A 25,082-nucleotide genomic window follows, 5' to 3' on the forward strand; every position below is an offset into this window, starting at 1 on the left:
ATACCTCACACCCCTCCCCGGAAGTCCCGGGGGACCGGGCCGTGTTCCGCTCCGCGGCAGCCGCGCCACCCCGCACCCTCGTCGCCGTCCTGGAGGCGACCGCCGCACTGCACCCGCACGCACCCGCGCTGGACGCCGGCGCCGAGGTGCTGTCCTACCGGGAGCTGTGCGCCGGGGCCCGCACCCGCGCGCGTCGGCTCACCGAGCGGGGCATCGGCCCCGGCGACCGGGTGGGCGTACGAGTGCCATCGGGTACCGCGGAGTTGTACCTGTCGATCCTCGCGGTCCTGCACTGCGGTGCGGCCTACGTCCCGGTCGACGCCGACGACCCCGAGGAGCGCGCGGCGACCGTGTTCAGCGAGGCCGGCGTATGCCACGTCCTGGGGCCGCACCCGCAGCCCGTCGAGCTGGTATCGCCGTCCGGAGCGGTCACGGGCTCCACACCCACACCCGCGGACGACGCCTGGATCGTCTTCACGTCCGGCTCGACCGGCGCGCCCAAGGGCGTGGCCGTCACCCACCGCTCCGCCGCGGCCTTCGTCGACGCGGAGGCCGGGCTGTTCCTGCGCGACCGGCCTCTCGGCCCCGGCGACCGCGTCCTGGCCGGCCTTTCGGTCGCCTTCGACGCCTCCTGTGAGGAGATGTGGCTCGCTTGGCGCTCCGGCGCCTGCCTGGTACCGGCCGAACGGTCCCTGGTGCGCGCCGGACTCGAACTCGGCCCCTGGCTGGACGCCCGCGGCATCACCACAGTCTCCACCGTACCCACGCTCTTGGCCATGTGGCCGGAGGAGGCGCTGCGCCGGGTCCGGCTGCTGATCCTGGGCGGCGAGGCCTGCCCGCCGGGACTCGTCGAACGGTTCGCCCGCCCCGAGCGGGAAATGTGGAACACCTACGGCCCCACAGAGACCACCGTCGTGGCCTGCGCCGCCCGACTGGAGCCCGAGCAGTCGGTGCGCATCGGGCTGCCGCTCGCCGGCTGGGAGTTGGCCGTGGTGGACGAGGCCGGGAATCCCGTCGCCTTCGGCGAGCAGGGCGAACTGGTCATCGCCGGTGCCGGAACCGCCCGCTACCTCGACCCCGTCAAGGACGCGGAACGCTTCCGGCCGTGCCCGGCGCTGGGCTCGCCACGCGCCTACCGCTCGGGCGACCTGGTGCGCGCCGACGCCGAGGGACTGGTGTTCCTCGGTCGCGCCGACGACCAGGTCAAGCTCGGCGGACGCCGTGTCGAACTCGGCGAGATCGACACGGCCCTGCTCGCCCTGCCCGGGGTGCGCGGCGCGGCGGCGGCCGTGCAGGCCACCGCGGCCGGCACCCAGGTGCTGGTCGGCTACGTCGTCGCGCAGGAGACCGTCGACGGCCACTCGGCCCTCGACGCCGACAAGGCCAGGGCGCTGCTGGGCGAGCGGCTGCCCGCACCGCTGGTGCCCGTGCTGGCCGAGGTGGCGGACCTGCCCACGCGGGCGTCCGGAAAGGTGGACCGCAAGGCGCTGCCCTGGCCGGTGCCACCGGCCGGTGCCGGGCACGGCGGCAAGGCGGCCCACCGGTTGCACGGGACCGTCGCCCGGCTGGCGGACGTCTGGGAGGAGTTGCTGGGCCTGCGGCCCGGCCCGGACAGCGACTTCGTCGAGCTGGGCGGCACCAGCCTGACCGCCGCCCGGATGGCCTCGATACTGCGCCGGGACTACCCGGGCCTGTCGGTCGCCGACCTCTACCGGCATCCGGTGCTGCAGAGCATGGCCGACCATCTCGACTCCTTGACCGGCGCAGCGGAGGAGGCGCGCCCCGCCCGGCCCCTGCCCCGACGGACCGCCGTGGTGCAGTTCCTCGTCTCCCTGGCCGGTTACGGCATCACCGGGCTGCGAGGCCTGGTCGGGCTGGCCACGGCGGACGACGTCCTCGGCTGGATCGCACCGCACCGGTGGGCGCCGCACACCTCGTGGTGGCTGGTCCTGGCCGGTTGGGTGCTGCTGTTCAGCGCGCCCGTGCGCTGCCTGCTCGGGGCGGCCCTCGCCCGCGCGCTGGCCGGCTCCATCCCTCCGGGCACCCATCCGCGCGGCGGCGCCGTCCACCTGCGGCTGTGGAGCGCGGAGCGCGCGGTCGCGGCGTTCGGCGTGCCGTCCCTGCTCGGCACCCCGTGGGCGGCGCTGTACGCCCGGGCCCTCGGCTGTCGCACCGGGCGGGACATACGGCTGCACGCCATGCCCCCGGTGACGGGCCTGGCCGAGCTGGGCGACGGGTGCAGCGTCGAGCCGGAGGCGGACATCGCAGGCTGGTGGCTCGACGGCGACAGGCTGCACGTCGGCAGGGTCGTCGTCGGCGCAGAGGCCCGGGTGGGCCACCGCAGCACCCTGCTGCCGGGCGCGGTCCTCGGGCACGGTGCGGAACTCGCCCCCGGCGGCTGCCTGGACGGCCGCATCCCCGACGGCGAGGTGTGGACCGGCTCCCCCGCACGGCCGACTGCACCCACCGAGTGCCTCGCGGCAGCGGGCTGGCCCGCTCCGCGGGCGGACCGCCGGCGCCGCTGGCATCTCGCCTACGCGCTGTCCCTTGCCCTGCTGCCGCTAATGTCGTTGCTGTCCGCCGCCCCGGCGCTGGTCGTCACCTGGCTGCTGGTGCACGGTACGGCCACGTTGTCCGGGGCGACCTGGCGGCTGCTGGCCGCCGCGCCCCTGTTCGCCGTGCTGACCACCGTGTGCGGCATGCTCCTCACCGCACTCACCGTGCGCCTGCTGAGCCGCGGGATCACGCCCGGCCTGCACCGCGCCGACGGGGGCGTCGCCTGGCGGGCGTGGCTGGTGACGCGGCTGCTCGACGGCGCCCGCGGCAGCTTGTTCCCGCTCTACGCGAGCCTTGCGACACCGGCCTGGCTGCGCCTCCTCGGCGCCCGGGTCGGCCGCGGCACCGAGATCTCGACCGTGCTGCCGCTGCCGTCGCTGCTCCGGGTCGAGGACGGGGCGTTCCTCGCCGACGACACGCTTGTGGCACCCTTCGAACTGCGCGGCGGCTGGATGCGCTTGGGGGCCGTGCGGATCGGCAGACGGGCCTTCGTCGGCAACTCCGGCATCGTCGGCCCCGGCCGCGAGGTGGCCGACCATGCCCTGGTGGGTGTGCTGTCCGACGCACCGGTGCGCACCGAACCGCGGTCGTCGTGGATCGGCCGGCCCGCGATGCCGTTGCCCCGCACGGCCGAGGCCGGCGACACGGCGCGGACGTTCGCCCCGCCCAGGCGGCTGGTGGCGGCCCGAGCGGCCGTCGAGGCGTGCCGCGTGCTGCCGGTGATCCTCGGCACGCTGCTGGCGGAGGGCCTGCTACTGGCCCAGCAGAGGGCCCTGGACGTGGGCGGCTTGTCCCTGGCGGCACTCGCGGGCGTCCCGCTGCTTCTGGCCGCGTCCCTGGCGGCCTGCCTGACCACGACCGCCGCCAAGTGGCTGCTTGTGGGCCGGTTCCGGCCGGTGGAGCGGCCCCTGTGGTCGTCGTTCGTGTGGCGCAACGAGTTGTTCGACACGTTCGTGGAGGTCTTGGCGGTCCCGTGGGGTATCGCCGCGCACCTGGGCACGCCCGTGGTGAACTGGTGGCTGCGCAGCCTCGGTGCGCGCATCGGACGCGGGGTGTGGTGCGACACGTACTGGCTGCCGGAGACAGATCTGGTCAGCATCGGGGACGGCGCCACCGTCAACCGTGGCTGCGTGCTGCAGACCCACCTCTTCCACGACCGGATCATGCGGATGGACAGCGTGCGGCTGGCCGCCGGCGCCTCCTTGGGCCCGCACAGCATCGCCCTGCCCGGCACCGCGATCGGCACGGGTGCGTCCATCGCCGCGGCGTCCCTGGTGATGCGCGGGGAGACGGTGCCCGACGGCACCCGTTGGGCGGGCAACCCCATCGCCGGCACCCCCGCTCGCCCCGCCGCCCGGCTCACCGAAGAGGAGAGGGCATGACCTGGTGCAGCCGCCGCGCCCTGGTCCGGGGCGCGGCGCTGGCCCCTCTGGCGGCGATGGCAGCGGACGGCCTGCCGAAGCCGGCGCCGCGCTACTTCGCCGGCCACGGCAGCTACGATCACCGCACGCTCGCCTACGACCTCCACCTGGCCTATGACCCGGCCGCCGGCAGGCTGGAGGGCCGGGCGCACATCCGCGCGGTGGCCGAGCAGACGCTGCGTCAGGTCAGCCTCGACCTGGCGAGGCTCTCCGTGCACGAGGCGCTGGTCGACGGGGCCCCCGTACGGCCCGGCCGGAAGGGGCACAAACTGCTGCTGCCCGCGCCGCGCCCGATCCCGGCGGGCGCCCCCTTCACCCTGGAGATCGGCTACGGCGGCCGGCCCGGCCCGGTCCGCACGCCGTTCGGGCAGATCGGCTGGGACCGCACGGGCGACGCACACGACGGCACCCTGGTGGCCGCCCAACCGCTGGGCGCCCCGTCGTGGTTCCCGTGCAACGACCGGCCGGACGACAAGGCCGAGTTCACCTTCCGGGTGACCGTGCCCCGCGGCCACCAGGCGCTCGCCAACGGAGCCCTGCTGGAGCGGCGCACCTCGGACACCACCGAGTGCTGGACGTACCACCATGGGGGTCCCATGGCCCCCTACCTCGCCGCGCTGTACACCGGCCGCTTCGCGCACGAAACCTGGCAGGCCACGGACAGCGCGACCGGCCGCCCGATCACCGGCCGCAACGCCTACCCCGTCCACCTGTCCGGCCCGGCCCGGCACGATCTGGGCCGCCAGCCGGAGATGTTCGAGACGTTCACCCGGTGGTTCGGGCCGTACCCCTTCGAGACGTACGGCGCCGTGGTCGTGGACGCCGACCTGGACCAGCCGGTGGAGAACCAGACGGCGTCCGTCTTCGGCCGCAACCACATCGACGGCGAGCGCACCTGGGAGACGCTGGTGGCCCATGAACTCGTCCACCAGTGGTACGGCAACAGCGTCAGCCTGCGCGACTGGCGGGACACCTGGCTCAACGAGGGCTTCGCCACATATGGGGAATGGCTCTGGTCGGAGCACATCGGCGAGGACTGCGCCGACACCATCGCCCGGGCGGCCTGGCACACCCTCGCCCGGCAGGGCACGAGGCTGCGGATCGCCGACCCGGGCCCCGACCGCATCTTCGACGACCGGGTGTACAACCGGGGCGCGTGCACGCTGCACGCGCTACGCCTGACGATGGGTGACGACCACTTCTTCGCCATGCTGCGCGGCTGGCACCACGCCCACCGCGGCGAAAGCGCCGACACCGCCGCCTTCATCGCCCACGCCGGCCGGACCATGCCGAGAGCGGTCGAACCCCTGCTGCGCGCCTGGCTCTACGACACCTGTCTGCCGCCCCTGCCCTCGCCGGAGCCGGGAATCGCGCAGAGCTGAAACCGGCCGCATGTCCGGTACGCCCTCATCACCGCCCGCGGGCCTGCCAAGGACTGGAACGAGGCCTTGGCGACCAAGTCGGGCACGTTCCACTCGCTGTCGGTCTGTCACTGAGTGGTGACGTCACGGCCTCGTCTGCTGCACCCGGATCGACTGCAGCAGGCCGACCGCCACCCACACCGCGAACATCGAGGAACCGCCGTAGGAGACGAACGGCAGCGGAATTCCCGCCACCGGCATGATGCCGAGCGACATGCCGATAGTTGCAACAGAACGCGCCTCCGCTGTACAACCGGTGCGTCGCCGGTCAGCCGTCGGAGTCGGGTGTGCTGCGCGCCGCAGCGTACGCCTGGGACGGTGTCATGGGGACGCCGTCGAGGTTCACCGTCCTGTAGGGGCTGACCTTGGCGCAGGTCTTGGCCTGGTCGGGGGTGGAGGCGTGGGCGCCTCCGACCGCGGTCTTGGTGTCGGCCGGCGCGGGCGAGGAACTGCTGCCCGGGAAGCTGGTGCCGCCGGGCCAGTCGCTGCCGATCACCAGGATCAGACCGGTGCCCGTGCCCTGCTTCAGATGCGAGGAGGGCAGACCGAGTGCCTTGGCGACCGTCGTCGCCTCGTCCTTCTGACCGGTGCCGTAGGTGAGGGTGGTAGTGGTCGCCGGCCTCGGCGCGTTGGCCGTGGTCGTCGCGGAGCTGAAGCCCTGGTCGATCAGCGCGGTCGCGATGCCCGAGGCGCGGCCGGTGACCGCGGTGCCGTTCTCGACGGTGACGGCGACCTGCGACGCGCGGACGGTTGGGCCGGTGGCCTTCGCGGTCGCCGAGGCCGCCGCTGACTTCGTGCCGGAGCCGGCGGTCGGCGACTGGTCGTTGGCGATGGTGGAGAACAGGGTCCTCGCGCCCTGGCCCACGACCAGGCGCTCCTTGTTGTTCGGGTCGGGGGCCGTCTGCATCGTCGTGAACGTCATTCGCTTGGTCGGCACCTTGTTGACGTCCGCCGCGAGTGAGACCAGCTTGCCCACGCTGCCCAGGCCGTCGTCGACGGTCAGCGCCTTGGTGGCGGCGTCGGCCAGGCCGTAGACAGCGGTGGGGTCGGTGAGGGTGCCTGCACTCTTGAACTTGCGGATCAGCGAGCTGAGGAAGAGGTGCTGGGTCGTCGTACGGCCGAGGTCGCTGCCGTCGCCGAAGCCGTGCCGGGAACGGACGAACTCCAGCGCCGCCTGACCCTTGAGCGTGTGGTCGCCCTTGGAGAGCTTCAGGTGCGAATAGGTGTCGTACACGTCGTCGCTGACGCAGACGGAGACACCGCCGACCGCGTCGGACATCTTCACCACGCCGGAGAAATCCAGCTCGACGAAGTGGTCGATCGGGATGCCGGTGAGCTGGTGGACCGTGGCCACCTGGCAGGCGGGGCCGTACTGCAGCGCGCTGTTGATCTGGCCGTAGTAACCGTTCGTGGACTGGTGGGTCTCGCTGTCCGCGCAGGCGGCCACCTGGGTCATGGTGTCGCGGGGGATGCTCATGATCGTCGCGTTGGAGCGGTCCGCGGAGATGTGCACCACCATCTCCACGTCCGCATTGCTTCCCGTCTGCACGCCGGTCTTCGAGCAGCCTCCGCCGAGCGCGCAGTCGGCCTTGCTGGTACGGCCGTCCGAGCCCATGACCAGGATGTTGATCGGGGTGCGGCCGAAGGCGTCGGCCTTCTCGGTGCCGCCCTTGCCGTCGAGCGCGACGCTGTCGATGTTGCCGTTCAGGTGCTCGTAGAACCACCAGCCCGCACCGGCCGTGACCAGGATCAACACGGACAGGGTGATAGCGGCGATCTTGACCGCCCGTCGGGCCCGTCCCGCCGGATGTGCACGGCGCCGCGACCGGGTGGCGCCCCGTGACCGGGAGGTGGCCCGGGCCGCGGCGCGGCCGCTCGATGGGCGCGTGCCCTCGGCCTCGTGCGTACGCCGGCCGGGAACCCGGCCAGTGGTGCGGCTGCGCGTGGCTGGGCCGTTCGGGCCGTCCAACGGGTCGCTCATCTTGCACTCCCATGAACGGTCGGGCTCGTCAGGCCGGGCCACCACGGATACGGCCAGGCATGCGCGGCTGGGTCCGGACAGGCGAGATGGGGGCTTCCTCGCCCGGATTGCATAGTTGCGCAATCTAGCAAACAGGACCGGCGCCCTCACCTCCGGGTCGGGCCCGGCCGACCTCAGTGGCCGTTCCTTCCGTACCTTGCGACGATCCAGGCCGCGCCGCGTTCCGCCAGGGCCCGCCGCCGCCCCCGGCGCGAACACCCACCGGCGAGGCATGGGGCGGAGTCTCCGTCGGCATTGCCGCCACAACTGCGAGACGGCCGGCGGCAGGAGCCGACTCCGCTCGCACACCCTGACGCCGCTCGGAGGAACCGGCTCTCAACAACGCCGCGTTGAGCCCTTCGACCTCGGCCGGGGCAGCACCCAGCCGCAGATTTGCATCGCGCACCCGCCGAATGTCGTCGCGCGGCATGGACGCCCTTCCCCCCGATCACGGGCCTTACCCCCGCCGACCAGGATTATTGCGCAAGTCAGCAAGTCATCCTGAACCGACGGCCCTTACCGCCTTCGCCCGGTTCCGGTGCAGCCGGACCAGGTACGACCGTCCCGGCGGCGGATGGCCCGACGCGTTCTGGCCAGCAGGAGAGCGGCGGCGTACAGGACCAGGACCACGCTGAGCAGGAGGTAGTAGGCGATCGGCAGAGTGGCGAGACCGAGCGGCGGGCCGAGCGGTGAAGGCGGCAGCGCGAGTCCGATGACGGACAGGGCGATGGCGGCCCAGCCGACCGGTCCCTGCCTACGACCCTGCGCGCCCCGGCGGCCGGCCCGGAGCAGCACCATCACCAGGGCCTGGGAGAGCAGGTTTTCGGTGAACCAGCCGGAGTGGAACACCGCCTGGTCGCCGCGCGTGCCGAGCCCGTGGAGGGTGAAGGCGAGCACGGCGAAGGTGGCGATGTCGGCCAGGGCGTTGAGCAGGCCGAACCCCGCGATGAAGCGCAGGAGGTCGCGGGGACTCAGCACGGTCGGCCGGCGCAGCGCCGACGGGTGCGGACGGTCGTGGGCGAAGGTGAGCTGGGCCGCGTCGAAGCAGAGGTTCTGGGTGAGGACCTGGGCGGGGAGCATCGGCAGGAAGGGCAGCAGCAGGCCCGCGGAGAGCATCGCGATCACGTTGCCGAGGTTGGAGGACAGCGTGATCCGCAGGTACGTGGCGATGTTGCGGCCCGCATGCCGGCCCGCGTCGATGGCATGGGTGAGCGCGGTGAGGTCCTTGTCCGCGAGCACCACGTCCGCGCCCTCGCGGGCCACGTCGGCGGCGCCCTGCGGAGCGATGCCGATGTCGGCGGCGCGCAGGGCGGGCAGGTCGTTGACGCCGTCGCCGAGGAAGCCGACGGTGTGCCCGGCGCTGCGCAGTGCCTGGGTGATCCGGGCCTTGTGGTCAGGGGTACAGCGCGCGAAGACGGTGGTACGGGCGACCAGGGCGGCCAGTTCTGTGTCGGTGAGGGTGTCGATGGCATCCGCGGTCAGGACGGCGTCCTCAGGGACCGGGACACCGAGGTCGCGGCAGGCCCGGGCGGCCGTGCCGGGGTGGTCGCCGGTGAGGACCTTGACGGTGACTCCTTGGCCGGTGAGGGCCTCCAGTGCCTCGGCGGCGGTAGGCGTGAGCGCGTCCCGCAGGGTGATCAGGCCGCGGAAGGTGAGGCCGCGTTCGTCGGCCTGTGTGTAGTCGCGGGTGCGTGCCGGGCGTTCGGCGGTGGCGACGGCCAGGATGCGCAGCCCGTCGTCGGCCTGCCGGGTGGCGAGGTCGCGCAGGTGTGCGCGTTCCTGGTCCGAGAGGGTACAGCGGGACAGTACGGCTTCGGCGTCTCCCTTGACGACCAGGGTGTGCATGCCGAGGCGGCCGGGCGAGCGGACGACTGCGGTGGCGAGGCGGCGGGCCGGGTCGAAGGGGACGGCGGCGACGCCGTCGTACGCGAGGAGGTCCTCCTCGTCGGCCGCGTTCAGGATCGCCTCGTCCAGGGCGTCGGGCTCGGGCAGGTCGGCGAGTTGCAGGGTCCACCACGCGTTGACGGCGGCCCGGCGCAGGACCTCGGGGTCGTCCCGGCCGTCCGGACCGAGGCTGCGGTCGACGACAGGCTGGTCCTGGGTGAGCGTGCCGGTCTTGTCCAGGCACAGCACATCGGCGGCGCCGATGTCGTACAGAGCGGGGAGCCGCCTGACGATCACCCCGTGGGTCCGGGCCAGCAGTGACGCCCCGCGGGCCAGGCAGGAGGTGACGAGGACCGGCAGCATCTCCGGGGTCAGCCCCACCGCCACCGCGACCGCGAAAGGCAGCGTCTCCAGGCCGCGTCCGCGCAACGCCGCGTTGGCCATCAGCACCAGCGGCGGCGTCAGCAGCATGAACCGGATCAGGATCCAGGAGACGCCGTGGACGGAACGGTCGAAGGCGCTCGGCTCCGGCCGGACCGCCGTACGGCCGTGCGCGGCACCGAACCGAGTGCTCGTACCGGTCGCGGTGACGACCGCAGTGCCGCTGCCGGAGGCGACGCTGCTGCCCAGGAAACACCATTCTGGATGATCGAACGGTCCGCTCCCGGAGCCAAGGGACATGTCGCCGGTGTACTTGGCGACGGGCGCCGACTCTCCCGTCAGCGCGGACTGGTGCACGGTCAGACCGCTCGCGCGCAACAGGCGCACGTCCGCCGGTACGACGTCACCCGGCCCGAGACGGATCACGTCGCCGACGACCAGGTCGTCCACGGGAATCTCGCGAGCCGTGGCTGCCGCGGCCTCGTCGGCGCGTCGCAGGACGGTCACCGTGGTGGCGACCAGCCGGCGCAACGCGGCCGTGGATCGGTCGGCCCGCTGCTCACCCGTCGCGCGCAGCACGCAGCTGACCACGACGAGGAAGAGGATCACCGAGGCGGTGCCCCAGGCGAAGACGGTGGCAGAGACCAGCCCGAGGCAGAGCAGGACCGCGGTGAAGGGATCACGCAGGCTGCGCACGAACAGTAGCGGCCAGGAAGCCGCGCCCGGAGCCGGAACGGTGTTGCCGCCGAAACGGGCCAAGCGTGCGTCGGCCTCAGCCTCCGTCAAGCCGCGCGGACCGCTGTCCAGCCGGCGCAGGACCTCCAGCAGCGTCGGCGCGGAGAGCCCCGGCCCCGGCGCCCCGAGAACTTCGGGTCCCGCCCACACCGCCGACAGCGCAACCGGAGCAGGCGGGTTCGCTTCCTGGTCCGAAGCCGCTGTGCTCTCAGCCACTGGTCCCGTGCAGAAGTCGTACGGGCGCGGACCCCTGGTGGGAACGTGCCGTCAGCTGCCCGATCATCACTCGCACGAGCGTCACGACGTCCGGGTCGTCGATGTAGTAGACCTGCCGCCGACCCTCACGGCGAGAGCGCACCAGTCCGGCGAGCTTCAGCTTCGCCAGGTGCTGGCTGACTGCGGGCAGGGCGACGCCCACCCGGTCGGCGAGGTGCGTGACATCGCACTCCCCCTGGGACAGCGCCCACATCAGGTGGAGCCTGACGGACGAGGCGAGCAGCCCGAAGGCGCCGGCGGCAGCCGCCAGCACGTCGGCCGACGGATCCTTGAAGCCACCGACGTTCCCAGTCACGGTCCTCTGCCCTCCCGCCCACACTTCACAGTCGACACTCATGCGCCCACCCAGTGTAGGCGCCGGGCACAAGCAGTCCTGTGGAGCAGGACGTCCGGCCGGATCACGCCTGTTCGGCCTACGGGCGCCCAGGACGTTGACCCTGTGGTGACGGATCAGCGCGATCGGGGTGTGCGCTCCACCGTGGTCACTGCAGGACCCCGACGGCACGCGAGATGATCAGCGCCAGGGTCAGCAGCGAGATCGTGGACTGTGTGGCCATCAGCAGCTTCGCCCAGCGGGACAGCGGCATGGTGTCGGTGGGGCTGAAGGCCGTGGCGTTGGTGAGGGCCACATAGAGGTAGTCCATGTACTGCGGCTCCCAGTCGTCGGGCGCGATGCCCTCTTGCTGCATCTGGGGAAAGAGGAAGTCGGGGTGCTGGTGCGTGCCCAGGGCACGGGCCACCGGGCCGCCCCGGTCCCACTCCCAGTACCAGAGGCTGAAGGCGATGACGTTGGTCAGCCAGATGCCGCCTCCCGTGGTCAGCAGCGCCGCGGCGTTGGAACCCTCGGTACCGTGCAGCAGGTCACGTACCAGGATGACGGCCGACCAGCCGTTGGCGAGGCTGACCGCGGCGGCCAGCAACAGACCCAGCACACGCAGCAGACTCGACCGGTACTCGATCCGTCGGTGCGGATGAGCCACCCACAGCGCCGCCATCAGGAACAGTTCCAGCGCGGGCAGTAGCCAGTGCGGATGGATGCTGAACCGTTCCGGCAGCGCCCACTGCACCCAGACGGCCACCAGCAGCGTCGCCATCACCGCCCAGCGTTGCTCACCTCTGGTGCGCCGCTGCCACGCGGGACGCTCGGACTCGGATGCCTGCTCGGCCGGAGCGAGCAAGCCCTCGATCCGTTCCAGTCGGACATGCAGCAGTTCGGTCCAGTGCTCGGGGCCAAGGCGCTGCGGAGGAGGGGTGTCATGGCTGGTCACGGGCTCCATTCTGGCCGGATGCATGCGACATTGCGCAATCCTGCAATTGATCCGATCGCCTGGGAGTCCGCAACGCCTGCTCCAGCAGTCCGGAAGGGCGGACAGTTCGCCGTCCAGCGCCTTCTGCGCGCCTGGCTCACCCTCACGACCACCGTCGAGGCATCCGCCGACGCAGGCGGGATGTGCGTCCAGCCATGGTCCGAGGCACCGCTGCTCCACAGGCGGTTGTCGAACGTGACCGACGCGGCGTGCGACGCGCCGACGTGACAGACCAGCCACAGGGCGAGGGACCAGCCCGTGGCCGTCTCGGCGACCGGACAGCTGACGCCGCCGCCGGTCGTGGGGACGGCGGCCGGCACCCTGCCGAACTCCCGTCGGACCGCTGCAGCGACACCACCGCCGTCGTCGCCGCCCTCGTGCACGACACCCGCCCCGTCGTCGCCCCGACCCGCCCCGGCGTCGTCGGTACCGTTCCCTTCGGCGGCCGGGACGGCATCCGCATCGCTCTTGCCCACCCCGCTCGCCGTGCAGGTCGGCGCCGGCCCCTCTTGTCCCGTCAGTACGTCGGCCAGTGTCGCCGCCATGGCCTCATGTGCTGCGTAGGCCCCCGGGTAGCCGCTGTGCTGGACATCCTGCGCGGCGGCGGTGACCGGCAGGTCGACGTAGTCCGGCACCTTGACCAGCGCGTCGAAGAACTTGCCCGACGCGTAGACGGGATCGCGGATCCGGGCGGGGCTGCCCCAGCCCTCGGACGGGCGCTGCTGGAACAGACCCAGGGAGTCCCGGTCCCCGTAGGAGAGGTCGCGGAGTCTGGACTCCTGGATCGCGGTCGCCAGGGCGATGGTGACGGCCCGTTGCGGAAGGCCACGCGCGTGGGCCACGGCCGCGATGGTCGCGGCGTGGGATGCCTGGTCCGGATCGAGCGTGACGGTCGTGCCGTCCGCGCCGTGCGCCGTGCATTCGTCGGACGTGGCCGAGCGGATGAACCGGACGGCGAGATAGCCGACGAGCGCGAAGACCACGCCCACCCCGATCACCGCCGGCCACCACCTGCGGCGCCTCCGCCTGCGTGCCGCCACACCGACCCTCCCCTTACCCGCCCTCAGTTACAGTTCAGTTGCGTCATTGCGCAACCATATAACCTTGCTGACTTTGGTCCCGAGCGGGATCGCGGCGGATGGACCGATCGAAGGGGGAGGCATGACTGGTCGGCGGGAGGCGGCGACGCCGGCAGTGCGGCCAGGCCGGTCAGTACGCATGAGTGACCGGAACCTGGAGCTCGTCCTGCTCCTCGGTGCCATCCTCATCTGCTGCTACGGCTGTGCGGAGACGGCCCTCGCCGTCAGCGGGAAGCTGCCGCCGAATGCGGCACTGACATGCCTGGCCGCGGCCGCACTGCCCATGGTGTGCCATGTCACCGTACGCCGGTTCGCGCCGCACGCCGATCCGCTGATCGTGCCCCTGGCCACCCTGCTGAGCGGTCTGGGTCTCGTCCTGATCCACCGTCTCGACATCGCCTACGCGTAGCACTACCACCACTCGACGGCCGCGGCGCCGGGTCAGCTCATGTGGTGCGGCGTCGCGGTGGCGGTCTTCGCCACGGCGGTGGCGCTGCTCATGGACCACCGCAGGCTTCAGCGCTTTCCGTACGTCACCATCGCCATGGGGCTGGTCCTGCTGATGGCGCCGGCCTTCTATCCCGGCGACGTCTACGGCGCGAAGCGGTGGATCTTCATCGGCCCACTGTCCTTCCAGGCCGGAGAGTTCGTGAAGATCGTCATCGTGGTCTTCTTCGCGGGATATCGGACGCTCCGCAGGGACGCTCTCGCGCTCGCCGGACGGCGACTCCTCGGCATGTATCTCCCTCGCGGGCGGCAGCTCGGCCCCGTCGCTGCCGTGTGGATCCTCAGCCTGCTCGTCCTGATCTTCGAGCGAGACCTCGGCACCTCGCTGATCTTCTTCGGTCTCTTCGTCATCATGTTGTACGTGGCCACCGAGCGCACCAGTTGGGTGGTGTTCGGCGTCGCCATGTTCGCCGTCGGCGCCTTCGTCGTCGGCTCGTTCGAACCGCACGTCCACGGCCGTGTCGTGGCCTGGCTGCACCCGATGGACATCTTCCTGCCGCCCGACAAGCGCCCGTCGGGGCTCATCTCGGACCAAGCCGCCCAGGCCCTGTTCAGCTTCGGCTCCGGCGGCATCCTCGGCACCGGCCTCGGCGAGGGCCATCCGGAGCTCATCGGCTTCGCCGGGCGCAGCGACTTCATCCTGACCACGGTCGGCGAGGAACTCGGCCTGACCGGGGTCACGAGCGTCATTCTGCTCTACGCTCTGCTCGCCGAGGGGGGCCTGCGTACGGCCCTCACCGTCACCGACCCGTTCGGCAAGCTGCTCGCCGGCGGTCTGGCCTCGGCGCTCGTCCTCCAGGTCTTCGTCGTCGTGGGTGGTGTCACCGGGCTCATTCCGCTCACGGGCAAGGCATTGCCCTTCCTCGCCCAGGGCGGCTCGTCCGTGGTGGCCAACTGGCTGCTGGTCGGCGTCCTGATCAAGATCAGTGACACCGCCCGCCGCCCGCCGCCGATGCCGCTCGCGGACGTCAGTGCCACCGTGACCCGGTTCGTACGGCTGTAAGGCCGCGAACCCAGCGGCACCCGCCCTTGTCGTCCGCCTCGCGCTTCCGTGCCGAGCCAACCGGCAGTGCGTGATGTCGGCCTTGGTCCTATTCTCACCCTCTGCTGAACTTCGCCTTTCATGCCGTTGAACTTCGCCTTTCATGCCGCGGTTACCTTCCGAGCAGAGTCAAGGTCAGCTTTGCCGTCAGGAGACCGGTGCAGTGAAGCGACGCAACATGGGCGGCAGGTTCTACGCGCCGTTGGCCAGCGTGTTCCTGGCCCTGTCCGTCGGCGGCTGCGGCACGAGCGGTGGCAACGCGACCGGTCCGGCGGCCACCTCGTCGGCGTCCGGCACCGTCGGCGGCACGCCCGGGGCCGCGTCGCACGTCACGGCTGAGCCTGCCGCCTGGCAGAAGTGGGGCCTGACACCGCTGCCCACGGCTCCCCAGCCCCCGGCGGACAAACCCATCAAGCTGTCCCCGACGGGCCCGGTTCCGGTCTTCGCACACCTACCGACAGCCCAGAAGGTCGTCTTCATCACCGTCGACGACGGACTGGAGAAGGACCCCAAGTTCATCGAGATGATGCGGGACCTGAAGGTTCCGATCACGATGTTCCTGATGAACGACGCCATCAAGTCGGACTACGGCTACTTCCGGCAGCTGCAGGCGCTGGGCGATCACATCGAGAACCACACGCTGCACCACCCCGTGATGAGCAGTCTCCCGCTGGCCCGCCAGAAGGAAGAGGTGTGCGGCGACCAGAAGATCCTCACCCAGCAGTACGGCACCGCCCCGTTGCTCTTCCGGCCGCCCTACGGGGCGTACAACAACAACACCAAGATCGCGGTGGGGGAATGCGGGCCACGAGCGATCGTCTGGTGGCGTGAGTCCATGCAGGTACGCAACATGCAGTACCAGGAGCCAGGCAAAAAGCTGCGGCCCGGTGACATCATCCTCGCTCATTTCCGCGGCCCTGCCGAGCTCAAGGGCGCCACCATGACGGAGATGTTCGCGAATCTGCTCAGGCGCATCGGCGAACAGGGCTTCGCGGTGGCCCGCCTGGAGGACTACATCCAGCCGCCGGCCGGACACTGAACAGACCGGAAACCGGTGTGCAATCGGGTTGGAACGTCGCCCGACATTTACCCATCTGTCTTTGTGGACATCGCATCCCGACTTCTGCGAGCAGCGGTTCACTCCCCACCAACAAGTCGGGTCAAAGGCCAAGGAAAGCCCCGGGCAGGCCTTCGCAACGAAGCGTGGGCGGCGCCGGGCGGAAAGCGCAAACAGCCCATGGGACTCACGAGCAACAAAGTGCTGATGCTGGCGATCGTCCTCGCCGTGCTGCTGTTCGTCTGCACGGTGTGGTTGTGGCCGCGGCTGGCCAGGCAGAGCTGGCGGGCCGTCAGCGGGCGGGTCGGCCTGCTGCTCACCACCCAGCTGGCGCTCTTCGCCTCGGTGGGCCTCGCCGCCAACCAGGCCTTCGGTTTCTACGCCAGCTGGGCGGACCTGTTCGGCCAGGAGAACGCCCCGGGAGTGGTCGTCGACCATATAGCGGGCGGTGCCAACAGCCCCATCCAGGTGGTCGCCACGTCCAAGGTCATCGGTGCGAGCAGCACGCTGCCGCAGGTGGCCGGGCAGGTGCAGAAGGTCGACATCATCGGCCGTACGACCCACCTCTCGACGCCGGCGTTCGTCTATCTGCCCCCGGAGTACTTCCAGGCGAAGAACAGCGCGCGCAAGTTCCCGGTGTCCGTGGTCCTCACGGGTTACCCCGGCACGGCCGAGGCGCTGGTGAACAAGCTGAATTACCCCAGTACGGCCCAGCGGCTGGCCAGGCAGGGGAAGATGCAGCCGATGATCCTGGTGATGCTGCGGCCGACCGTGGCGCCGCCGCGCGACACCGAGTGCGTCGACGTTCCCGGTGGCCCGCAGACCGAGACATTCTTCGCGAAGGACCTGCGCGAGTCGGTGATGGCCCACTACCGGGTCGACAAGACGCCCGCCAGCTGGGGCATCGTCGGCGACTCGACCGGCGGTTACTGCGCGCTGAAGATCGCGATGCGCCACCCGGGTTCCTACGCGGCCGCCGCCGGCCTGTCGCCGTACTACAAGGCGCCGATCGACCCCACGACCGGGGACCTCTTCCACGGCGACAAGAACCTGCAGAATCGATCCGACCTGTTTTGGACGCTCAAGCATCTGACCGCGCCCGAGACGTCGCTGCTCGTCACCAGCAGCAGGGTCGGTGAGCACAACTACAAGGACACGCTCAAGTTCATCAAGAGCGTGCAGGACACGAACGTGACCAGGATTTCCTCGATCATCCTTCCGAGCGGCGGGCACAACTTCAACACCTGGCGGCGGGAGATCCCCGCCACGCTCCAGTGGCTCAGCTCACGGCTGGTCGCCCACTGAGCCTCCTGCGGTACCGACGCCCCGGAAAGCTGCCCGATGACGGCAGAGGCATACCCCGCATTGGTCCGGGCCTTGAGCCACTTGCCGGCCGAAGGCTGAGCGGCGAGCGGCGTTCCGCCCCCCTCGCTGGCCCCGAGGCGGCCGTCGGCCGACGGTGCGCTTGCCCGCGGGCGCCGCGACACTCCGGTGGACACGCAACAACCGTCGGATGGCTCCCCCACCCTGGCTGGATCACGAGCGGACGCCTGCGGCTGCTGACCGAGACGCCATCGCAGGTGAGCGGCCGGCGGCCCCTTGGGACATAAGCCGACCTCTATCCCGACCTCACCCACCCGCGCGCCGTTTACCTGCGGGAGACATGGTGTGCCAGGCCCTGGACCGGTGGATCGCCCGAGCTTTCGCCCCCGCCCGGCTCAGCGCCACCATCGAAGCGCTCACCCACGCGAGCGCCGCAGCAAGCACCGCAGAGCCCCAGAGCAGGCTCAAGCACGCCAGGCGATCAGGGAGTGCGAGCGGGGCTCGCCCGCTACCAGGCAGCCCTGGACGCCGGAGCCGACCCCGCCGTCGTCACCCGGTGGATCAACGACGCACAGCGGGACAAGGGCGCGGCGCAGAAGAAGCTCGACGCACACCCCGCCATCACCCGGAAGATGCGATCCCCGCTCGACGCGCAACAGATCCGGCAGATCATTGAGAGTTTTGGAGATATTGCGCAGCGCATCCAGACTGCTGCCGCAGGCAAGAAAGGCCCGCTCTACGAAGCCCTGGGCATCACTATCAGCTACGAACACGCAACGAGGACCGCGACCGTAAGGTCGAGGCCCTCGTCACCGTATCGTCAATCATTGTGTCCGAGGGGGGACTTGAACCCCCACGCCCGATAAAGGGCACTAGCACCTCAAGCTAGCGCGTCTGCCATTCCGCCACCCGGACCAGGTGTCTGTCACCTTGCAGGGGGTGTTCCCCGCGGCGACATGCACAACAATACCAAGGTTTCGGAGTGCGTTTCACCTGCGTATCCGTCCCGTCGGTGGCGGCCCGGGCCGGGCCGGGCCGCCGGATCGGGGTGCGCACGGAAGGCGATCTCCCGCGTACACAGGGTGAGATTCAGGGCATGAGCTGGTACTCCGGGAAGTTCCCGGGCAGCCGCTCCCCCGCCGGCCCCTGGGTCACGGCACGCACCAGCAGCTCGCCGCCGACGAAGGCGCCCCGCCAGGAGCCGCCGAACCCGCCGAACAGCTCGTCGCGGTCACCGCGGGAGCGGGGCACGCCGTGCCCGGTCTTGAAGGCGCGGATCTGCGGGGCGAGCCGGTCGTAGGTGGCCCGGTCGTCCGTGGCGAGGGTCGCGACCAGCGCACCGTTGGACGCGTTCATGGCGGCCAGCAGCTCGGCCTCGGTGTCGACGAGGACGATCGTGTCGACGGGGCCGAAGGGTTCCGCGTGGTGCAGCGGGGAGGACGGCGGTGGGTTGAGGAGGGTGACCGGGTGGACGTAGGCGGAGGTGTCCTGGCCCGGCAGGAACCGCGTGTCGTCGGGGCGGCCGCGGTACAGCGGTACGGCGCCCCGGTCGACGGCCTCGGCGACCTGGTCGGTGAGCTCCTTGGCCTTGGCCGCGTTGATCAGTGGACCGAAGTCCAGCTCGGGAAGGGGGTCGGCGGGGTCGGCTACGGCGAGGGGGTGGCCGACGCGGACGGAGCGGACCGCGGGCAGATAGGAGGCGAGGAACGCGTCGAACAACGACCGTTGCACGACGAAACGCGGGTAAGCGGTGCAGCGCTGTTTTCCGTAGTCGAAGAGCTTGGGGATCACGGCGGTGAGCCGCTCCCAGCCGGAGAAGTCCCAGATGCCCCAGGTGTTCAGGCCCTCCTGTTCCAGGATGTGCCGTTTGCCGAGGCCGCCGACGGCGGTGGCGACGTCGGCCCCGGTGTCGCGGCCGCCGACGAAGGAGACGCAGCCGATCTCCGGCGCCCGTACCAGCGCGTGGTTCAGCTCGCGGCCGCTGCCGCCGACCAGGGTGAGGGGTACCCCCTCGCGGGCGGCGAGTGCGGTGGCGAGGGTGAGGCAGGCCGCACCGCCGTCGGTCGGGGTCTTCGCGATCACGGCGTTGCCCGCGAGGGCCTGCACGAGGGCGGCGTGGACGAGCACGCTCATCGGATAGTTCCAGCTGGCGATGTTGGAGACGGGCCCGTCCAGCGGGGACCGGCCGGCCAGCATCGGCTCGATGCCGTCGACGTACCAGCGCACGCCGTCGATCGCCCGGTCCACGTCCGCGAGGGCCAGCCGCCAGGGCTTGCCGATCTCCCAGACGAGCAGCAGGGCGAGCAGGTCGCGGTGCGCGGTGAGCGCGTCCAGGGTGGCTGCGATCCGCGCCCGCCGTTCCGGCAGCGGGACGTGCCGCCAGGCGCGGTGCCGGTCGAGCGCGGCGCGCACCGCCTGCTGGGCGGTGGCGCCGTCGAGGCGCGGGGCCCCGGCGATCGGGGTGCCGTCGACCGGGGTGGTGGCGGGGAGTGTGCGCCCGTCGGGTTGCCAGGCGGCTCCCCAGAGATTGAGGACACGGTCGCCTTGGAACGCCTCGGGCGCGGTGGCGAGACAGCGCCGCCACGCGTCGGCGTACGCCGTGCCGGGTTTCAGGAGGGCGGGGGGCGGGAGGTCGGCGGGCGGCGGGTTCGGGGTGAGGGTGGGTGCCATGCGTCTGCTCCGCTCTCGGTGCACGGTCGGGGCGGGGTGGAAAACGCTTCGGTGACGGGCAGCCGCCAGCCGGCGCGGAAAAGGCTTCACGAACAGGCAGCCGCCGGCCGGTGGAGAACGCTTCACGAACAGGCAGCCGCCGGCCGGCGCGGAAAACGCTTCGGTGACGCGGGCAGTCGTCAGTCGGCGTGCAGGGTCTCCAGGACCAGCCGGGCCGTCTCGGTCGGTGTCCGGCCGACCCGGACCCCGGCCGCCTCCAGCGCCTCCTGCTTGGCGCGGGCGGTGCCCGAGGAGCCGGAGACGATCGCGCCGGCGTGGCCCATGGTGCGGCCCTCGGGAGCGGTGAACCCGGCGATGTAGCCGACGACGGGCTTGGTGACGTGGGCGCGGATGTAGGCCGCGGCCCGCTCCTCCGCGTCCCCGCCGATCTCCCCGATGAGGACGATCAGTTCGGTGTCGGGGTCGTCCTGGAAGGCGGCCAGGCAGTCGATGTGGCTGGTGCCGACCACCGGGTCGCCGCCGATGCCGACGCAGGTGGAGAAGCCGATGTCGCGCAGCTCGTACATGAGCTGGTAGGTCAGCGTGCCCGACTTGGAGACCAGCCCGACGGGGCCGGGCTTGGTGATGTCGGCGGGGATGATGCCCGCGTTGGACTGGCCGGGGGTGATGAGGCCGGGGCAGTTGGGTCCGATGACCCGGGTGCCGCTCCGCCCCGCGTACGTCGTGAAGGCGACCGTGTCGTGGACCGGGATGCCCTCCGTGATGACGACGGCCAGCGGGATGCCGGCGTCGGCGGCCTCGAGGACGGCGTCCCGGGCGAAGGCGGGCGGCACGAAGACGACGGTGACATCGGCCCCGGTCGACCGCATGCCGTCGGCGACCGACCCGAAGACGGGTACGGCCTGCCCGTCGAAGTCGACGGTCTGCCCGGCCTTGCGCGGGTTGACCCCGCCGACGACGTTCGTGCCGGCCGCGAGCATGCGCCGGGTGTGCCGCATGCCCTGGCCGCCGGTCATGCCCTGGACGAGGACCTTGCTCTCCTTGGTGAGGTGGATGGCCATGTCCCGGCTCCTCAGGCGGTGTGGGCGAGTTCGGCGGCGCGGCGGGCGGCGCCGTCCATGGTGGTGGCCTGTTCGACGAGCGGATGGGCGCGCTCGCCGAGTATCGCGCGTCCGCGCGCGGCGCTGTTGCCGTCGAGGCGGACGACGAGCGGCTTGGTCAGGCGTACGGTGTCGACGGCCGCCACGATCCCTTCGGCGACCGCGTCGCAGGCGGTGATCCCGCCGAAGACGTTGACGAAGACGGACTTCACGGCCGGGTCGGACAGGATCACCGCCAGTCCGTCGGCCATCACCTGCGCGGACGCCCCGCCGCCGATGTCGAGGAAGTTGGCGGGGCGGGCGCCGCAGCCCGCGACGACGTCCAGGGTCGACATGACCAGGCCGGCGCCGTTGCCGATCACCCCGACCTCGCCGTCGAGTTTGACGTAGGTGAGGCCGCGCTCGGCGGCGGCCGCCTCCAGCGGGTCACCGTGCTCCTGGTCCCGCTCGCCCCAACGGGCGTGCCGGAAACGGGCGTTGTCGTCCAGGGTGACCTTGCCGTCGAGGGCGAGGATCCGGCCCTGGACGGTGCGCACCAGCGGGTTGACCTCGACCAGCAGGGCGTCCTCGCGGACCAGCACCTGCCACAGCCGTACGAGGACGTCGGCGGTCTGCGGCGGCAGTCCGGCCGCGCTCGCGATCCGGCCTGCCGTGGCGGACGTGACGCCCTCGGTCCGGTCGACGGGGATCCGCGCCACCGCTTCCGGCCGGGACACCGCCACCTCCTCGATCTCCATGCCGCCCTGGGCGGAGGCGATGGCGAGGAAGCAGCCGGCGGTGCGGTCGAGTACGTAGGAGACGTAGAACTCCTCGGCGATGTCGACCGGTTCGGCGAGCATCACCGTGCCGACCCGGTGGCCCCTGATGTCCATGCCCAGGATCTGACGTGCCGTCAACTCGGCGGCCGCGGGGTCGGCGGCGATCCTGACCCCGCCCGCCTTGCCGCGCCCGCCCGTCTTCACCTGGGCCTTGACGACGACACGGCCGCCGAGCCGGCGGGCGATCTCGCGGGCCCCCTTGGGTGAGTCGGTGACCTCGGCCCGTGGCACCGGGATGCCGTGTTCCTCGAAGAGCTGCCGTGCCTGGTGTTCGTACAGGTCCATGTGCGGCTCCTGTCCGGCAGGCCGTCACGATTGCCGCGACGCCTGCGCCTATGTCGGTGGGTCACCGCCAAAGTCGGCCGCGGTGACGGAGAGTGGCCGGATATCGGTGACCGAAAAGTAGGTACGCCCCCTGGACACCACCCACCGGGATGGGGGATAACAAGCTTCATACAGTATTCGTCGACTGTATGCAATCCACGCATACAGCATGCCGCAGTGCGCATACAGGACTCAGCGAGCCGCCCAACCCCCTACGAAAGGGACAGGACTTCGCCATGCCCGACGACACCCAGGACGTGATCTCCGGTGGTCATCTCGTTGCCAAGGCGCTGAAGGCCGAGGGGGTCGACCGCATCTACACCTTGTGCGGCGGCCACATCATCGACATCTACGACGGCTGCGTCGACGAGGGCATAGAAGTCGTCGACGTACGCCACGAGCAGGTCGCCGCGCACGCCGCCGACGGCTATGCCCGGATCACCGGCAGGCCCGGCTGCGCCGTGGTCACCGCCGGCCCCGGAACGACGGACGCCGTCACCGGGGTCGCCAACGCCTTCCGCGCGGAGTCCCCGATGCTGCTGATCGGCGGCCAGGGCGCGCTCACCCAGCACAAGATGGGGTCCCTGCAGGACCTGCCGCACGTCGACATGATGACGCCGATCACCAAGTTCGCGGCGACGGTGCCGGACACCGCACGCGCCGCCGACATGGTCTCCATGGCGTTCCGCGAGTGCTACCACGGCGCGCCCGGCCCCTCCTTCCTGGAGATCCCCCGCGACGTCCTGGACGCGAAGGTGCCGGCCGACCGGGCACGGGTCCCCCGCCCCGGCGCCTACCGGGCCTCCACCCGCTCGGCCGGTGATCCCGAGGCGATCGAGAAGCTGGCCGATCTGCTGGTGCACGCCGAGAAGCCGGCGATCCTGCTGGGCAGCCAGGTGTGGACGACCCGGGGCACCGAGGCCGCCATCGAGCTGGTGCGCACCCTCAACATCCCGGCGTACATGAACGGGGCGGGACGCGGCACCCTGCCGCCGGGCGACCCGCACCACTTCCAGCTCTCCCGGCGCTACGCCTTCTCGAACGCCGACGTCATCGTGATCGTCGGCACCCCCTTCGACTTCCGCATGGGCTACGGCAAGCGCCTCTCCCCCGACGCCACGGTCGTCCAGATCGACCTGGACTACCGCACGGTCGGCAAGAACCGCGACGTCGACCTCGGGGTCGTCGGCGACGCCGGCCTGATCCTGAAGTCCGTCACCGAGGCCGCGTCCGGACGCGTCGACGGCGGCGCCTCCAAGCGCAAGGAGTGGCTGGACGAGCTGCGCGCGGCCGAACAGGCGGCGCTCGAGAAGCGGTTGCCGCAGCTGAGGTCGGACGCCGCCCCCATCCATCCGTACCGCCTGGTCAGCGAGATCAACGACTTCCTCACCGAGGACTCGATCTACATCGGCGACGGCGGCGACATCGTCACCTTCTCCGGCCAGGTCGTCCAGCCCAAGTCGCCCGGGCACTGGATGGACCCGGGTCCCCTCGGCACGCTCGGCGTCGGCGTCCCGTTCGTGCTCGCGGCCAAGCAGGCCCGCCCGGACAAGGAGGTCGTCGCCCTCTTCGGGGACGGCGCCTTCTCGCTGACCGGCTGGGACTTCGAGACCCTGGTCCGTTACGACCTGCCGTTCGTCGGCATCGTCGGCAACAACTCCTCGATGAACCAGATCCGTTACGGCCAGGCCGCCAAGTACGGCAAGGAACGCGAACGGGTCGGCAACACCCTCGGCGACGTGGCGTACGACAGGTTCGCGCAGATGCTGGGCGGCTACGGCGAGGAGGTCCGCGACCCCGCCGACATCGGCCCCGCGCTGCGCCGGGCCCGGGAGTCGGGCAAGCCGTCGCTGATCAACGTCTGGGTCGACCCGGACGCGTACGCCCCCGGAACCATGAACCAGACCATGTACAAGTGAGGAGCGCTCGGCATGACCAAGGCTCTTGACGGTATCCGCGTCCTGGACATGACGCACGTCCAGTCCGGGCCCTCGGCCACCCAGCTGCTGGCCTGGCTCGGCGCCGACGTCATCAAGCTGGAGGCGCCGACCGGCGACATCACCCGCAAACAGCTGCGGGACCTGCCGGACGTCGACTCCCTCTACTTCACGATGCTCAACTGCAACAAGCGGAGCATCACCCTGAACACCAAGAGCGAGCGCGGCAAGGAGATCCTCACCGAGCTGATCCGGCGCTCGGACGTCATGGTCGAGAACTTCGGACCGGGCGCGGTCGACCGGATGGGGTTCACCTGGGACCGCATCAAGGAGATCAACCCCCGGATCGTCTACGCCTCCATCAAGGGGTTCGGCGAGGGGCCGTACACCGACTTCAAGGCGTACGAGGTGGTCGCGCAGGCCATGGGCGGGTCGATGGCGACCACCGGTTTCGAGGACGGTCCGCCGCTCGCGACGGGGGCGCAGATCGGCGACTCCGGCACCGGGGTGCACACCGTGGCCGGGATCCTGGCGGCGCTCTTCCAGCGCGAACGCACCGGGCGCGGCCAGCGCGTCAACGTCGCCATGCAGCACGCCGTGCTCAACCTGTGCCGGGTGAAGCTGCGGGACCAGCAGCGCCTCGCGCACGGCCCGCTCGCCGAGTACCCCAACGAGGACTTCGGTGACGAGGTGCCCCGCTCCGGCAACGCCTCCGGCGGCGGCCAGCCAGGCTGGGCGGTCCAGTGCGCGCCGGGCGGCCCGAACGACTACGTGTACGTCATCGTGCAGCCCGTGGGCTGGCGGCCGATCAGCGAGCTCATCGGCCGGCCCGAACTCGCCGACGACCCCGAGTGGGCGACCCCCGAGGCCCGGCTGCCGAAGCTGAACAAGATGTTCCAGCTGATCGAGGAATGGTCCGCCACCCTCCCCAAGTGGGAGGTGCTGGAGAAGCTCAACGCGCACAACATCCCGTGCGGGCCGATCCTGTCCACCAAGGAGATCATCGAGGACGCCTCGCTCGCGGCCAACGAGATGGTGGTGCGCGTCCCGCACCCCGAGCGCGGCGAGTTCGTCACCGTCGGCAGCCCGCTGAAGCTGTCCGACTCCCCCGTGGAGGTGACGAGTTCACCGCTGCTGGGCGAGCACAACGAGGAGGTCTACGTCGGCGAACTGGGCCTCGCTGACGAGGAGTTGCTCCTGCTCAAGTCGAACGGAGTGATCTGA

General features: G+C 71.1%; 15 protein-coding genes, 1 tRNA gene and 2 pseudogenes. 7 read left to right on the forward strand and 11 right to left on the reverse strand.

The genetic code is table 11. The annotated features are described in order from the left end of the window. Positions 1–41: 41 nt before the first annotated feature. Together AB0L59_RS27610 and AB0L59_RS27615 are read left to right on the forward strand one after the other, a co-directional pair. Positions 42–3,938 carry a Pls/PosA family non-ribosomal peptide synthetase gene (locus tag AB0L59_RS27610; RefSeq protein WP_365588709.1) on the forward strand — a complete coding sequence of 1,299 codons (3,897 nt, stop codon included), beginning with the start codon at positions 42–44 and terminating at the stop codon, positions 3,936–3,938. Further along, entirely contained in the window at positions 3,935–5,359 is a 1,425-nt protein-coding gene (locus tag AB0L59_RS27615) for a M1 family metallopeptidase (protein ID WP_365588712.1), read from the forward strand. The genes AB0L59_RS27610 and AB0L59_RS27615 overlap by 4 nt, the downstream gene beginning before the upstream one ends. A 123-nt stretch (positions 5,360–5,482) precedes the next feature. Here AB0L59_RS27615 and AB0L59_RS27620 read toward each other — a convergent pair. From AB0L59_RS27620 to AB0L59_RS27645, 6 genes and pseudogenes are all read right to left on the reverse strand, one after another. Then, positions 5,483–5,620, reverse strand: a pseudogene (locus AB0L59_RS27620) (FtsW/RodA/SpoVE family cell cycle protein); the annotation flags it as partial. Between the two features lie 46 nt (positions 5,621–5,666). Next, positions 5,667–7,379 carry an LCP family protein gene (locus AB0L59_RS27625; protein ID WP_365588714.1) on the reverse strand — a complete coding sequence of 571 codons (1,713 nt, stop codon included), beginning with the start codon at positions 7,377–7,379 and terminating at the stop codon, positions 5,667–5,669. Between the two features lie 555 nt (positions 7,380–7,934). Next, positions 7,935–10,568 (reverse strand): magnesium-translocating P-type ATPase, encoded by a 2,634-nt coding sequence (gene mgtA, locus AB0L59_RS27630; RefSeq protein WP_365588716.1) that lies wholly within the window; start codon positions 10,566–10,568, stop codon positions 7,935–7,937. 58 nt (positions 10,569–10,626) lie between these two features. Further along, entirely contained in the window at positions 10,627–10,989 is a 363-nt protein-coding gene (locus AB0L59_RS27635) for a metalloregulator ArsR/SmtB family transcription factor (RefSeq protein ID WP_365588718.1), read from the reverse strand. A 187-nt stretch (positions 10,990–11,176) separates the two neighbouring features. Further along, the gene (locus AB0L59_RS27640) at positions 11,177–11,962 is read right to left on the reverse strand and encodes a hypothetical protein (RefSeq protein ID WP_365588720.1); all 786 of its coding nucleotides are present in this window, start codon (positions 11,960–11,962) and stop codon (positions 11,177–11,179) included. Continuing rightward, entirely contained in the window at positions 11,959–12,999 is a 1,041-nt protein-coding gene (locus tag AB0L59_RS27645; protein WP_365588722.1) for a hypothetical protein, read from the reverse strand. Before AB0L59_RS27645 ends, AB0L59_RS27640 begins: the two co-directional genes overlap by 4 nt. A 220-nt stretch (positions 13,000–13,219) precedes the next feature. On the opposite strand from AB0L59_RS27645, the pseudogene AB0L59_RS27650 reads away from it, so the two are divergent. The 3 genes and pseudogenes from AB0L59_RS27650 to AB0L59_RS27660 all read left to right on the forward strand — a co-directional run bounded on the left by AB0L59_RS27650 (position 13,220) and on the right by AB0L59_RS27660 (position 16,991). After that, a pseudogene (locus tag AB0L59_RS27650) lies at positions 13,220–14,590 on the forward strand (FtsW/RodA/SpoVE family cell cycle protein). Between the two features lie 202 nt (positions 14,591–14,792). Further along, positions 14,793–15,668 carry a polysaccharide deacetylase family protein gene (locus AB0L59_RS27655; protein WP_365588725.1) on the forward strand — a complete coding sequence of 292 codons (876 nt, stop codon included), beginning with the start codon at positions 14,793–14,795 and terminating at the stop codon, positions 15,666–15,668. Between the two features lie 198 nt (positions 15,669–15,866). Next, the gene (locus AB0L59_RS27660; protein ID WP_365588728.1) at positions 15,867–16,991 is read left to right on the forward strand and encodes an alpha/beta hydrolase-fold protein; all 1,125 of its coding nucleotides are present in this window, start codon (positions 15,867–15,869) and stop codon (positions 16,989–16,991) included. Between the two features lie 482 nt (positions 16,992–17,473). Here AB0L59_RS27660 and AB0L59_RS27665 read toward each other — a convergent pair whose 3' ends face one another. The 5 genes from AB0L59_RS27665 to sucC form a co-directional block, all read right to left on the reverse strand. After that, complete coding sequence (locus AB0L59_RS27665; protein WP_365588730.1) at positions 17,474–17,782, reverse strand: hypothetical protein; 309 nt, start codon at positions 17,780–17,782, stop codon at positions 17,474–17,476. 57 nt (positions 17,783–17,839) lie between these two features. Further along, a tRNA-Leu gene (locus tag AB0L59_RS27670) sits at positions 17,840–17,924 on the reverse strand. 174 nt (positions 17,925–18,098) lie between these two features. After that, positions 18,099–19,679, reverse strand: coding sequence for an aldehyde dehydrogenase family protein (locus tag AB0L59_RS27675; protein WP_365588733.1), 1,581 nt, complete (start codon positions 19,677–19,679; stop codon positions 18,099–18,101). Between the two features lie 179 nt (positions 19,680–19,858). Further along, positions 19,859–20,740, reverse strand: coding sequence for a succinate--CoA ligase subunit alpha (gene sucD, locus AB0L59_RS27680; protein ID WP_365588735.1), 882 nt, complete (start codon positions 20,738–20,740; stop codon positions 19,859–19,861). A gap of 11 nt (positions 20,741–20,751) precedes the next feature. After that, on the reverse strand, positions 20,752–21,882 hold the full coding sequence (gene sucC, locus AB0L59_RS27685) for an ADP-forming succinate--CoA ligase subunit beta (protein WP_365588737.1): 1,131 nt from the start codon (positions 21,880–21,882) through the stop codon (positions 20,752–20,754). A gap of 275 nt (positions 21,883–22,157) precedes the next feature. Here sucC and AB0L59_RS27690 point away from each other — a divergent pair, with 275 nt between their 5' ends. Further along, on the forward strand, positions 22,158–23,840 hold the full coding sequence (locus tag AB0L59_RS27690; protein ID WP_365588739.1) for a thiamine pyrophosphate-binding protein: 1,683 nt from the start codon (positions 22,158–22,160) through the stop codon (positions 23,838–23,840). A 12-nt stretch (positions 23,841–23,852) separates the two neighbouring features. Beyond that, the gene (gene frc, locus AB0L59_RS27695; RefSeq protein ID WP_365588742.1) at positions 23,853–25,082 is read left to right on the forward strand and encodes a formyl-CoA transferase; all 1,230 of its coding nucleotides are present in this window, start codon (positions 23,853–23,855) and stop codon (positions 25,080–25,082) included.

The organism is Streptomyces sp. NPDC052109, assembly GCF_040680195.1.
Lineage (GTDB): Bacteria > Actinomycetota > Actinomycetes > Streptomycetales > Streptomycetaceae > Streptomyces.